The sequence below is a fragment of the Bradyrhizobium niftali genome, assembly GCF_004571025.1.
Taxonomy (GTDB): domain Bacteria; phylum Pseudomonadota; class Alphaproteobacteria; order Rhizobiales; family Xanthobacteraceae; genus Bradyrhizobium; species Bradyrhizobium niftali.
Window position 1 is genome coordinate 40,171 of sequence record NZ_SPQT01000009.1, and the last position, 12,924, is coordinate 53,094.

Annotated in this window: 12 protein-coding genes; 9 read left to right on the top strand and 3 right to left on the bottom strand. The window is 64.0% G+C overall.

Features of this window, described 5'->3' with window-relative positions; genetic code table 11:
- The first annotated feature begins 241 nt into the window (after positions 1–241).
- The 9 genes from pdhA to E4K65_RS17575 all read left to right on the top strand — a co-directional run bounded on the left by pdhA (position 242) and on the right by E4K65_RS17575 (position 8,973).
- On the top strand, positions 242–1,264 hold the full coding sequence (gene pdhA / locus E4K65_RS17535; RefSeq protein ID WP_027548265.1) for a pyruvate dehydrogenase (acetyl-transferring) E1 component subunit alpha: 1,023 nt from the start codon (positions 242–244) through the stop codon (positions 1,262–1,264).
- Positions 1,265–1,292: 28 nt separating this feature from the next.
- The gene (locus E4K65_RS17540) at positions 1,293–2,693 is read left to right on the top strand and encodes a pyruvate dehydrogenase complex E1 component subunit beta (RefSeq protein WP_135175241.1); all 1,401 of its coding nucleotides are present in this window, start codon (positions 1,293–1,295) and stop codon (positions 2,691–2,693) included.
- Positions 2,694–2,696: 3 nt separating this feature from the next.
- Positions 2,697–2,999, top strand: a complete 303-nt coding sequence (locus E4K65_RS17545; RefSeq protein WP_008142223.1) for a DUF5076 domain-containing protein — start codon at positions 2,697–2,699, stop codon at positions 2,997–2,999.
- Between the two features lie 2 nt (positions 3,000–3,001).
- The gene (locus E4K65_RS17550) at positions 3,002–3,454 is read left to right on the top strand and encodes a nucleoside deaminase (protein ID WP_027548267.1); all 453 of its coding nucleotides are present in this window, start codon (positions 3,002–3,004) and stop codon (positions 3,452–3,454) included.
- Between the two features lie 62 nt (positions 3,455–3,516).
- Positions 3,517–4,857 carry a pyruvate dehydrogenase complex dihydrolipoamide acetyltransferase gene (locus E4K65_RS17555; RefSeq protein WP_135175242.1) on the top strand — a complete coding sequence of 447 codons (1,341 nt, stop codon included), beginning with the start codon at positions 3,517–3,519 and terminating at the stop codon, positions 4,855–4,857.
- Between the two features lie 8 nt (positions 4,858–4,865).
- Complete coding sequence (locus E4K65_RS17560; RefSeq protein WP_135175243.1) at positions 4,866–5,099, top strand: hypothetical protein; 234 nt, start codon at positions 4,866–4,868, stop codon at positions 5,097–5,099.
- Between the two features lie 17 nt (positions 5,100–5,116).
- The gene (lpdA, locus tag E4K65_RS17565; protein WP_135175244.1) at positions 5,117–6,538 is read left to right on the top strand and encodes a dihydrolipoyl dehydrogenase; all 1,422 of its coding nucleotides are present in this window, start codon (positions 5,117–5,119) and stop codon (positions 6,536–6,538) included.
- 134 nt (positions 6,539–6,672) lie between these two features.
- Positions 6,673–7,914: a threonine synthase gene (locus E4K65_RS17570; RefSeq protein WP_135175245.1), complete on the top strand. Its 1,242-nt coding sequence runs from the start codon at positions 6,673–6,675 to the stop codon at positions 7,912–7,914.
- Between the two features lie 87 nt (positions 7,915–8,001).
- Positions 8,002–8,973, top strand: a complete 972-nt coding sequence (locus E4K65_RS17575; RefSeq protein WP_135175246.1) for a tripartite tricarboxylate transporter substrate binding protein BugD — start codon at positions 8,002–8,004, stop codon at positions 8,971–8,973.
- 75 nt (positions 8,974–9,048) lie between these two features.
- Here the strand turns inward: E4K65_RS17575 and E4K65_RS17580 are convergent, their stop codons facing one another.
- The 3 genes from E4K65_RS17580 to E4K65_RS17590 form a co-directional block, all read right to left on the bottom strand.
- Positions 9,049–9,426 carry a response regulator transcription factor gene (locus tag E4K65_RS17580; RefSeq protein WP_027548273.1) on the bottom strand — a complete coding sequence of 126 codons (378 nt, stop codon included), beginning with the start codon at positions 9,424–9,426 and terminating at the stop codon, positions 9,049–9,051.
- Between the two features lie 86 nt (positions 9,427–9,512).
- The gene (locus E4K65_RS17585) at positions 9,513–10,178 is read right to left on the bottom strand and encodes a response regulator transcription factor (RefSeq protein WP_027548274.1); all 666 of its coding nucleotides are present in this window, start codon (positions 10,176–10,178) and stop codon (positions 9,513–9,515) included.
- Positions 10,175–12,610: a PAS domain S-box protein gene (locus E4K65_RS17590; RefSeq protein ID WP_167770891.1), complete on the bottom strand. Its 2,436-nt coding sequence runs from the start codon at positions 12,608–12,610 to the stop codon at positions 10,175–10,177. The genes E4K65_RS17585 and E4K65_RS17590 overlap by 4 nt, the downstream gene beginning before the upstream one ends.
- Positions 12,611–12,924 lie beyond the last annotated feature (314 nt).

A 12,924-nucleotide genomic window follows, 5' to 3' on the forward strand; every position in this document is an offset into this window, starting at 1 on the left:
CGGGCATGCGCGGGGTCTCGGACCCGCGGAGAAGCGTGCCCGAATTTCGGTGCGGCGGCTGCTTGCACCCCCATCGTTGATGCGTGAGCTAAAGTTGCCTGATCAAGCCCAAAGGTTTTGCAAAGTTTCGGCCACGTTGCAGTGCGGCATAATGAAAGTCGTGCCATGCCGCCGCGGTGCTTTCCAAGGGTGTTTGACTTGGGTTAGAGAGGACGAAAGTTTTCTCTGACCCGGAATTCCCATGGCCGCACCCAAGAAAGCCGCCGCAAGCGCTCCACAGGACAAGACCAACGGCGGTTCGCCCCCGGAATTCACCAGGGAGCAGGAGCTGAAGGCGCTCCGCGACATGCTCCTGATCCGGCGATTCGAGGAAAAGGCCGGCCAGCTCTACGGCATGGGCGCGATCGGCGGCTTCTGCCACCTCTATATCGGCCAGGAGGCCGTGGTGGTCGGCATGCAGATGGCCCTGAAAGAGGGCGATCAGGTCATCACCGGCTATCGCGATCACGGTCACATGCTTGCCACCGGCATGGAGGCCAATGGCGTCATGGCCGAGCTCACCGGCCGGCGCGGCGGCTATTCCAAGGGCAAGGGCGGCTCCATGCACATGTTCAGCAAGGAGAAGCACTTTTACGGCGGCCACGGCATCGTCGGCGCCCAGGTCTCGCTCGGCACGGGTCTCGCCTTCGCCAACAACTATCGCGGCAACGGCAATGTCAGCGTCACCTATTTCGGCGACGGTGCCGCCAACCAGGGCCAGGTCTATGAGAGCTTCAACATGGCGGAGCTCTGGAAGCTGCCGGTGATCTACGTCATCGAGAACAACCGCTATGCCATGGGCACCGCTGTCTCGCGCGCTTCGGCGCAGCAGGACTTCTCCAAGCGCGGCGCGTCGTTCAACATCCCCGGCCAGCAGGTCGACGGCATGGACGTCCGCGCCGTGAAGGCCGCCGGCGACGAGGCGGCCGCGTGGTGCCGCGCCGGCAAGGGCCCCTTCATTCTTGAAATGCAGACCTACCGCTATCGCGGTCACTCGATGTCCGATCCTGCAAAATACCGCACGCGCGAGGAGGTCGAAAAGGTCCGCCACGACCAGGACCCGATCGAGCAGGTGCGCAACCGCCTGCTGGCCGCTAAGGTGAGCGAGGCCGACCTCAAGGCGATCGACGCCGAGGTGCGCGACATCGTCAACGCGTCCGCCGATTTCGCCCAGCATGATCCCGAGCCGGATGCCGCCGAGCTCTGGACCGACATTTACCGCTGAACGCGCGCAAGCTTTCTTTGGAGTCGATATGCCAATTCAAGTGCTGATGCCCGCGTTGTCGCCCACGATGGAGAAGGGCAACCTCGCCAAATGGCTGAAAAAAGAGGGTGAGACGATCAAGTCCGGCGATGTCATCGCCGAGATCGAGACCGACAAGGCGACCATGGAGGTCGAGGCGACCGACGAGGGCACGCTCGGCAAGATCCTGATCCCCGAGGGCACCGCCGACGTTGCCGTCAACACGCCGATCGCGACCATTCTCGCCGATGGCGAGACGGCCGCCGATCTCGCCAAGGCGCCGGCCGCGCCCGCGCCGAGCGTCGCGCAGGAAGTCGCCGAATCCCGCTCGCCGGTCGGCGAAGGCAAGCCGATGATCTCGGCGCCGAAGGCTGCGCCCGCGCCGCAAGCTGTCGCCGAGCCCGATCCGGAAGTGCCCGCCGGCACCGAGATGGTGACGCAGACCATCCGCGAAGCGCTGCGCGATGCCATGGCCGAGGAGATGCGCCGCGACGCCGACGTCTTCGTGATGGGCGAAGAGGTTGCCGAGTATCAGGGCGCCTACAAGGTCACCCAGGGCTTGCTCCAGGAATTCGGTGCCAAGCGCGTCATCGACACGCCGATCACCGAGCACGGCTTTGCGGGCATCGGCGTCGGCGCCGCGATGACCGGGTTGAAGCCGATCGTGGAGTTCATGACCTTCAACTTCGCCATGCAGGCGATCGACCAGATCATCAACTCCGCGGCCAAGACGCTCTACATGTCCGGCGGCCAGATGGGTTGCTCGATCGTGTTCCGCGGGCCCAACGGTGCCGCCGCCCGCGTTGCCGCCCAGCACAGCCAGGACTACTCGGCCTGGTATTCGAACGTCCCGGGTCTCAAGGTCGTCGCGCCGTTTTCGGCCGCGGATTACAAGGGCCTGCTGAAGGCCGCGATCCGCGATCCCAATCCGGTGATCTTCCTCGAGAACGAGGTGCTGTACGGCCACACCGGCGAAGTACCCAAGCTCGACGACTTCGTGATTCCGATCGGCAAGGCGCGCATCGTGCGCTCCGGCAGCCATGTCACCATCATCTCCTGGTCGAACGGCATGACCTATGCGCTGAAGGCGGCCGACGAGCTCGCCAAGGACGGCATCGAGGCCGAGGTGATCGACCTGCGCACGCTGCGTCCGATGGACACCGAGACCATCGTCAACTCGGTCAAGAAAACGGGGCGCGCCGTCACGGTGGAAGAGGGCTGGGCCCAGAGCGGCGTCGGCGCCGAGATCGCCGCGCGGATCATGGAGAACGCGTTCGACTATCTGGACGCGCCTGTCGCGCGCGTCTCCGGCAAGGACGTGCCGATGCCGTATGCCGCTAATCTGGAGAAGCTCGCGCTGCCTTCGGCGGCTGAAGTCGTCGAGGCCGCCAAAGCCGTCTGCTACAGGTAGACCATGGCGGGCCCGAAGGAGCAGCCACTGCCACCCGACGTCATGACCCGCGAGGACGCGGTCGAGATCCTGCGCGTGTTCGTGCTGGACGGCGGGCTGTCGATGGCGTTCCAGCGTGCCTTCGAGGAACCCGACATGTGGGGCCTCTTGCTCGTCGACCTTGCCCGCCATGCGGCGCGCGCCTATGCGCGCGAGAGCGAATATACCGAGGAGGACGCGTTGAGCCGGATCCTCGAGATGTTCCAGGCCGAGATCGAGCGTCCCACGGACACCGGCACCACGACGCCGCGCGGGAAGGGGCACTGACAGTGGCGATCGAATCCTATCACTTCGATTTCATGCTGGAGGCGATCCGCGAGGCGGAGGCTTCGATCGCGCAGGGAGGCCTGCCGATCGGCGCCGTGCTGACGCGCGACAACCAGATCATCGCCCGCGGCCACAACAACCGCGTGCAGGAGAACAACGTGATCCTGCACGGCGAGATGAGCTGCCTGCGCGAGGCCGGCGCGATCACATTCCACGACACCGTCATGTACACCACGCTGTCGCCATGCTCGATGTGTGCCGGCGCGCTCGCTCTGTTCAAGGTGAAGCTGGTGGTGATCGGAGAATCCGTCACCTTCCCGGGCTCCAAGGACATTCTCGACAAGTTCGGCATCCCCTGGATCGACCTTGCCGACGACCGCTCCATCACCATGATGAAGAATTGGCGATCTATCCCGGCCAATGAGCGCCTGTGGCAAGGCGACATCGGCAACTAAACCTGGTCTGTTCGTCTTCGCTGTCGGAGACGACGTTTTGCAAAGTTCTTCTTGAGGTCAGCATGCCCATCAACATCCTGATGCCCGCTCTCTCGCCGACGATGGAGAAGGGCAACCTCGCCAAGTGGCTGAAGAAGGAAGGCGACAAGGTCAAATCCGGCGACGTCATCGCCGAGATCGAGACCGACAAGGCGACCATGGAGGTCGAGGCCATCGACGAGGGCACGATCGCCAAGATCCTCGTGCCCGAGGGCACGCAGGACGTCCCGGTCAACGACGTGATCGCCGTACTCGCTGGTGAGGGCGAAGACGTGAAGGCCGCCGGCGCCGCCAAGCCCAGCGCATCAGCCGCGCCGCCGAAGGCCGCCGAAGCACCGGCTGCAGCGCCAGCACCCGCGCCGGCTGCACCGAAGGCAGCGCCGGCTCCTGCCACCGCGCCGGCTTCAGCTCCCGCGGCACAGACCAACGGGCAGGGCGGCCGCGTGTTCTCCTCGCCGCTCGCGCGGCGCCTCGCCAAGGACGCCGGCATCCAGATCGCGGCCATCAACGGCACCGGCCCGCACGGTCGTGTCGTCGCCCGCGACGTCGAGCAGGCCAAGTCCGGCAAGGGCCTCAAGGCGCCCGCCGCAGCGCCGTCAGGTGCGCCCGCGATCGCGCCGACCATGTCGGACAAGCAGATCCTGTCGCTGTTCGAGCCGGGCTCCTACGACATCGTCCCGCACGACGGCATGCGCCGCACGATTGCCCAACGTTTGACCGCGTCGATCCAGAACGTCCCGCACTTCTACCTCACCATCGACTGCGACATCGGCAAGCTGCTCGCTGCGCGCGAGGAGATCAATGCGGCCGCTCCCAAGGACAAGGAGAAGAAGCCGCTCTACAAGATCTCGGTCAATGACTTCGTCATCAAGGCGATGGCGGTCGCGCTGCAGAAGATCCCGAACTGCAATGTGAGCTGGACCGAAAGCGGCATGGTCAAGCATCACCATTCCGACGTCGGCGTCGCCGTGGCGATGCCCGGCGGCCTGATCACGCCGATCATCCGGAAAGCGGAGACCAAGACGCTCTCCACCATCTCCAACGAGATGAAGGATTTTGCCGCGCGCGCCCGCTCGCGCAAGCTCAAGCCCGAGGAATACCAGGGCGGCACCACCGCCGTCTCCAACCTCGGCATGTACGGTATCAGCCACTTCACCGCCGTGATCAACCCGCCGCATGCCACCATCCTCGCGGTCGGCACCAGCGAAGAACGGCCGGTGGTGCGGAATGGCAAGATCGAGATCGCGCACATGATGAGCGTGACCTTGTCGTGCGATCACCGCGCCATCGACGGCGCGCTCGGCGCCGAGCTGATCGGCGCGTTCAAGCAGTTGATCGAAAATCCCGTCATGATGATGGTCTGAGATGGCGCATGAGGACGCGCTGGCCCTGGATCTCGATGCTGGTGTCGCTGATCCTCACGCTCAATCCGTTCGGCCTCGAAATCGTTGAGGCCGCCTTCTTCGCCGGCGAGGCACTGTCGCGCAGCATCTGGGCACCGATCGCGCTCACCATCTTTGCCGTCATGGCGGCGGTCATTCTCTCGGAATGGCTGATCAGAATTTACATTCTCAATCGCCGCGCCCGCGGCGCAACGACCGCTTGAGTTGAACGGGAGCCGCCATGGCCGATACATCCTTCGACATCATCATCATCGGCTCCGGTCCCGGCGGCTATGTCACCGCGATCCGCGCCGCCCAGCTCGGCTTCAAGGTCGCGATCGTCGAAAAGTCCTACCTCGGCGGCATCTGCCTGAACTGGGGCTGCATCCCGACCAAGGCATTGCTGCGCTCCGCCGAGATCTACCACTACATGCAGCACGCCAAGGATTACGGCCTGTCGGCCGAGAAGGTCTCGTTCGACCCGAAGGCCGTGGTGCAGCGCTCGCGCGGCGTCTCGAAGCGGCTGAACGACGGCGTCGGCTTCCTGATGAAGAAGAACAAGGTCAGCGTGATCTGGGGCGCCGCCTCGATCGACGCGCCCGGCAAGGTCACCGTGAAGAAGTCCGACGTCGAGGGACCGAAGGGTGCGCTGGGCGAGGGGACTTACCAGGCCAAGCACATCATCGTCGCGACCGGCGCGCGGCCGCGCGTGCTGCCGGGGCTCGAGCCCGACAAGAAGCTGATCTGGACCTATTTCGAGGCGATGGTGCCGGAGCGGATGCCGAAGTCGCTGCTGGTCGTCGGCTCCGGCGCGATCGGCATCGAGTTCGCCTCGTTCTTCCACACCATGGGCTCCGACGTCACCGTGGTCGAGGTGCTGCCGCAGATCCTGCCCGTCGAGGACGCGGAGATCGCCGGCCTTGCGCGCAAGCGCCTGGAGAAGCAGGGCATCAAGATCATGTCCTCGACCAAGGTGACCAAGCTGGAGAAGAAGGCCGACAGCGTCGTCGCCACCATCGACGACGGCAAGGGCAAGCCTGTGACCACCGAGTTCGAGCGCGTGATCTCGGCGGTCGGCGTCGTCGGCAACATCGAGAATCTCGGCCTCGAAAAGCTCGGCGTCAAAACCGACCGCGGCTGCATCGTCATCGACGGTTACGGCAAGACCAACATCCCCGGCATCTACGCCATCGGCGACGTCGCAGGTCCCCCCATGCTCGCGCACAAGGCCGAGCATGAAGGCGTGATCTGCGTCGAGGCGATCAAGGGCCTGCATCCGCATCCCATGGACAAGAACATGATCCCGGGCTGCACCTACTGCCAGCCGCAGGTCGCCTCCGTCGGCCTCACCGAAGCCAAGGCCAAGGAGAACGGCCGCGAGATCCGCGTCGGCCGCTTCCCCTTCGTCGGCAACGGCAAGGCGATCGCGCTCGGCGAGGACCAGGGCCTGGTCAAGGTGATCTTCGACAAGAAGACCGGCCAGCTTCTCGGCGCCCACATGGTCGGCGCGGAGGTCACCGAGCTGATCCAGGGCTACGTCGTCGCCATGAATCTGGAGACGACGGAAGAAGAGCTGATGCACACGGTATTCCCGCATCCGACCCTGTCGGAGATGATGAAGGAAGCCGTGCTGGATGCGTATGGACGGGTGTTGAATATCTAGCGGTACTCGCCACTCGTCATGCGCGGGCTTGACCCGCGCATCCATCAAGCGAAGCGCTCTTCAAGGGATGGATTGCCGGGTCAAGCCCGGCAATGACAGCCAGAAAGTCGCGGACACAAGAAGAAGGCAGATCCATGCACGATAACGACAACCTCACCATCGAACGCCCGACCTTCGTCACCCATCTCGAATGCGCGATGGAAGGCGATCACTACGCCGCCGACCAGGTCCACAATCTCTCGAAAGCCGGCAAGCCGCTCTTGGTGCGCTACGACCTCGCGGGCGTGAAGAAGGCGCTGACCAAGGATGCACTGAGCCAGCGTCCCGCCGATATGTGGCGCTATCGCGAGCTGCTGCCGGTGCGCAAATGCCGGGATATCGTCTCGCTCGGCGAAGTGGCGACTCCGCTGGTCCGGCTGCCCAAGCTCGGGAAGAAGCTCGGTGGCGGCGAGATCATCGTGAAGGACGAGGGGCGGCTGCCGACCGGCTCGTTCAAGGCGCGCGGTCTGGTGATGGCGGTGTCGATGGGCAAGGCGCTCGGCATCAAGCACATGGCGATGCCGACCAACGGCAATGCCGGTGCGGCGCTCGCGGCCTATGCAACGTCCTGCGGCATCAAGACCACGATCTTCTGCCCGGCCGACACGCCCGAGGTGAACGTCAGCGAGATCGAGCTCCAGGGCGCGACCGTCTACCGCGTCAACGGCTATATCGACGATTGCGGCAAGATCGTCGGCGAGGGCAAGGCGAAGGTCGGCTGGTTCGACACGTCCACGCTCAAGGAGCCGTACCGCATCGAAGGCAAGAAGACGATGGGCCTCGAGCTCGCCGAGCAGCTCGGTTGGGACGTGCCCGACGTGATCTTCTATCCGACCGGCGGCGGCACCGGCCTGATCGGCATGTGGAAGGCCTTCGACGAGCTCGAGAAGATCGGCTTCATCGGCTCAAAACGCCCGCGCATGGTCGCGGTGCAGGCCTCCGGCTGTGCGCCGATGGTGCGGGCCTATGAGGCCGGCACGGAGCACGCGACGCGCTGGGAGGACGCCCACACCATCGCGTCGGGCATCCGCGTGCCGCAGGCGATCGGCGATTTCCTGATTTTGCGCGCGGTGCGCGAGAGCAAGGGCTTTGCCATCGCGGTCGACGACGACAAGATCTCGGCGGCGCTCAGCGAGGTCGCGCGCGAGGAGGGGCTTTTGCTGTGCCCCGAAGGCGCCGCGACCTACGCCGCCTACAAGGAGAGCCTTGCCGACGGCCGCGTCAGCAAGACCGACCGCGTGATGCTGTTCAACTGCGCGACCGGCCTGAAGTACCCGCTGCCGCCGGTGACCCGCACGCTGGATCGGCACAAGCCGATCGATTTCTCGCAGTTCTAGCGCGTCATTTCGTCTCTTCACGAATGATCCCTCTTCCCCTACGCGGGAAGAGGCAAAAATAAGAATGACATTGCTGGGGAGAGAACAATGAAGAAGGCCGTCTGGGCCGGGCTGATCGGTATTCTCGCTCTCGCCGGCGCTGCGCGCGCCGACGACTATCCCTCGCATCCCATCACCATCATCGTTCCGTTCGCGGCCGGCGGCCCGTCGGATGCGATGGCGCGCGCGCTCGCCGAACGGATGCGGACGACGCTCGGCCAGCCCCTGGTGGTCGAGAACGTCACCGGCGCCGGCGGCTCGATCGGCGTCGGCCGCGCCGTGCAATCACCGCCGGACGGCTACACCATCTCGTTCGGCCATCTCGGCACTCATGTGGCCAACGGCGCGGTCTACAAGCTCAAATACGACCTCGTTGCCGATCTCGAGCCGGTGGTGCTGCTGCCGAGCAATCCGATGATCGTGGTCAGCAAGAACGCGGTGCCCGCGACTTCGCTGAAGGAGCTGCTGGACTGGCTGAAGTCGCGGCCGTCGTCCCCCACGGCCGGTACGGCCGGTGCAGGCTCCGGCAGCCACATCGCCGGCGTCTATTTCGAGAGCGTCTCCGGCATCAAGCTGCAATACGTGCCGTATCGCGGCACCGCGCCTGCGCTGAACGATCTCATCGCCGGCCAGATCGACGTCATCGTCGACCAGACCTCCAACTCCATCAACCAGGTCCGCGCCGGCACCATCCGTGCCTACGCCGTCACCGACGACAAGCGCCTGCCCTCGGCGCCCGACATCCCGACCGCTGAGGAGGCGGGCCTGAAAGGCTTCCACATGACGCTGTGGTCGGGCATGTGGGTGCCGAAGGGCACGCCGAAGGAGATCGTGGCCAAGCTCAACGCCGCGGCCGTGGACGCCCTGAACGATCCCGCCGTGAAGAAGCAGCTCGAAAGCCAGGGCCTGGAGATGACGCCGCAGGATCAGCTCACCCCCGAAGCGCTCGGCACCCGCCAGAAGGCGGAGATCGCGAAGTGGTGGCCGATCATCAAGGCGGCCAACATCAAGGTGGATTGAGCGCCTCGCCTCTACGTATGTCGCCACGACGATGAGCCGCCGCCTGAGGAGCTATCAGGGGCAGGCACGGCCGGGTTACATCTTGGACTCCGACAGGGCCGCCTCCAGACATTGAAGCAGAGCCGGCGTGGAAAACGGCTTGGCGAGAAAGCAGGACGCGCCGGCCTTCAGCGCGCGGTCGCGCACGGCGTCGTCGGGAAAAGCCGTCATGAAGATGAAGGGCGTGATGCGCCCGAGGCTGCGCATATGCATCAACAGCTCGACGCCGCTCATGGCCAACATCTGCACGTCCGCGATCACGCAGGAGGTCGTGTCCAGTTCGGCGGATTGGAGAAATTCGTGAGCGGAACCAAAGGTGTAGACCGTGTATCCGCGCGACGTCAGGAGGTTGTTCGTCGCAAGGCGAACGGAGGGATCATCATCAATGACGGAAATGATCGAAGGCACTGACAATATGATCGCTCCTGAACGGGGAGCCGCCGGCCGCGGTTCAGCCGTTTAGGGAAAGTGGGCCCCCGGAGCGAGATTGGAAAGCATACTTAGGTTTGCAGGTGACCCCTATTGCGAGGGATTCCAAGCGCGTCGGTCATTCGGACGAGATCGGCCAATGACTTCGCCTCCATTTTCCGCATGATCTGCCCGCGATAGATCTTCACGGTGATCTCGGCCAATCCAAGTTCGGCGGCGACCTGTTTGTTCATCAGGCCGGATGCAACCAGGGCGAGGACGTCGCGCTCGCGCGCTGTCAGCCCCTCGAAACGGGAGCGCACGCCTGAGATCGACTTCTCCGCATCGCGCCGCCTGCGATCCCGTTCGATCGCCGCCTGTACCGCATCCAGCATGTCCTGATCGCGCACCGGTTTGGTGAGGAAATCGACGGCACCGCTCTTCATGGCTCTCACGGTCATGGGAATATCGCCATGACCGGTGATAAAGATAATGGGCGTGTGAATGTTGGCCTTGGCGAGGTCGGCCTGGAGGTCGAGGCCGCTCGATCCTGGCAGGCGGATGTCGAGCACAAGGCAGCTGGGGACCGCAGGCGGTTTGGCTTCCAAGATCTCTGCCGCTGAACTGAAGGCCTCGACCTTAAGGCCGACCGATTGAAAGAGATTGGTCAGCGCGCGGCGCATCGACGGATCATCATCGACGATCAGGACGATCGGCTCACCTGCGCTCGCCTGGCCCTGCTTGGCATGGTCGGTCACGACGTGTCCCTGTGCTGCAAGGGCAGGGCGATCTGAAATGTTGCACCGCTCCCCTCATTTTGAAAGGCCGAAAGCCGGCCCGCGTGAGCCTCGATGATCGATCGGCAGATCGAGAGTCCCATCCCCAGACCGTCCGATTTCGTCGTGAAGAAGGGGGTGAAGATGCGTTCCTTGACGTCCTTGCCGAGGCCGACCCCGCGGTCCGTCACGGTGAGAAGCAGGCGGTCGCCGTCGTCGTCGTCCGTCCGGCTCGATCGGATCGCCATTTCGCGCGGGCGGTCGACATTGGCTTGCATGGCTTCGATGCCGTTCATCACCAGGTTGATCAGCACCTGCTGGAGCTGGATCCGGTCGCCGCAAATCTTCGGCAGGTTGGACGCCAACTCCATTCGCACCGACACCCTATGGGTCGCGAGCTCGCGCCGAACGAGCGCCACCGCCTCCCTGACGACTTGGTTGATGTCGAGTGAAACCACTTCGATCTCGGTCTTCTTCGCGAGCGCCCTGATCCGGCGGATCACCTCGCTGGCCCGATTGGCGTCCTCGACGATCCATTCCGCGGAACGGCGCGCGGCCTTCAAGTCGGCGGGTTCGCGATCGAGCCAAGTCATGCAGGCGTCCGCATTGGAAATCACGGCGGCAAGAGGCTGGGTGATTTCGTGGGCAATCGAGGCGGTGAGTTCGCCAAGCGTCGTGACGCGCGTGACATGGGCGAGCTCGGCTTGTGCTTTGCGCAGCGCTTCTTCAGCATGCTCGGCGCGGATAGCCGCCGTTACATCGCTACTGACGCCTCGATAGCCGAGAAAATGACCGTCCGCGTCATGCAGGGGCTTGCCGCTGGTGCGCACGTAAATTGGAGAGCCGTTGCGATCCCTGCCGCGGTAAACCAGATCGCGGAACGGGAGGTGGGCGTCGAGCGTCGCGCGATGCTGCTCCCACTTCCCGGGCTCGAGCTCGGCATCGGGCGGAATGTCCCAGCGCGTCAGGCCGATCAGGGCCGTCGGCGCAGCACCGGCCGGATCGGCGTGTTCCGATATCTTGGTGATACGGTGATCCGGCCCGGTCTCCCAAAACCAGTCCGATGCGGTTTCCGCATAGTCGCGGAATCGCTGCTCGGATGCCTTGAGCTCGTCAAATGCCCTTTGAAGCGCTTCCTTTGCGGCGACCTGGTCGGTGACGTCCACATGGGTACCGATGATTTCCATCACTTCGCCATCGCTGCCGACGACGGGATGTCCTTCGGTATGGACTCGTCGTATCGAGCCGTCTGGGCGCGCAATGCGAAAGTCGATTTCAAAGGGGTCCCTTCGCCGGAGGGCCTGACGTTCCACCTCGATGATCCGTTGGAAGTCCTCGGGGAGGATACGTTCTTGGAAAGCCCGTGCCGGTACATCGATATGGTTCGGCTCAAATCCGAACAGGCGGTAGAGTTCAGCCGATCGGTATGCAAACTCCTGACGGCGCACATCCCAGGCCCAGCTGCTTGTATGGCTGAGCCGTTGCGCCTCGGCCAAATAGGCCTCGCTGCGCCGCAGCCTTTGCTCGGACTCCTTTGCAACCGTGACATCGGTGACGGCCCCGACGAGCTCGATGCGCCCTGATCCATGTTTCAGCGCGCGCGCCACGGAATGGAGGTATTTGACTGATCCATCCGGCATCAGCAGGCGATACTCGTGGTCGAAATCCTCTGCGCGTCGGGAGGCCCGATCGAGGGTCCTTCTGACCGCATCGCGGTCCTCCGGATGGATGCGCTGGAAGACAAACTCCAGGGTCGGCTTCACCGCCACGTCGCACTGGAAGATGCGAAAGGTTTCCCTTGACCAGACGATCGCGCCTGTCGCGACGTTCAGGCCGAAGCTGCCGGTGCGGCTCAGTTCCTGCGCCTGGGCGAGGTAGGCTTCGCTCTGCCGCAGCGCATCCTCCGCCTCCTTGCGCTGGGTGATATTTTCGCAGGCAACCAGCACGATCGGCGTTCCGTCGCCGCGCAGCATCGCCTTGGCGTTTTCACGGACCCAAAGGACCGAGCCGTCCTTCCGGAACTTGCGAATCTCCCAGGTATGCGACTGGTGCAGGGTTTCCAGGGACCGCGCGACGCATCGACGGACGTAGTCGTGGTCCTCCTCGAAGAAGACGTTGAGCACGGACTGGCCAATCAGCTCGGCCGGCGTATAGCCCAGTTGTGCGGCACCGAACGTGTTGACGTTGAGCACTGTTCCGGCCGGATCGACCATGAAATACATGACCGGATTGTGCTCGAACACCTCACGCCACTGCCTCACGGCGTCGCGTAGATCGACGGCGTCTTGCCGCGAATCATCCGCGGCCGCGGGCTCGTCCTTCTCGCCGTTGCCGAACGATCGAAGCGCCGCAAGGCCGCCGAGCAGGAATTGTGCGGCCGAATTCCCAAATTTCGCAATCTGGCCTGGCATCATCGCAGGCATCCCGGCTCGCTGAGGCCAAGGCAAGTAGAGCACTTTGCAACAAGGGGAGCAATTCCTTACGACTAAAGTGGAATCCGCCCACCGAAACTCGCGGTTGCCGTGCAGCCAGCTGGCTTTGCTTGGTCTAATTGAAGGCAAAGGGCCGGGGAACTACGGGACAAACCTACGTATAGCTCGCGCATTCCTAATCATAGAGCACATTTACCTCCGTACAATTGAGCGGTCCGTTGTGTGCGGACTAGTCTCACGACCAATCGAGGGGACGCGATGTGCAAGGCACGAGCCGGCGATTTGCGCGATGTGCT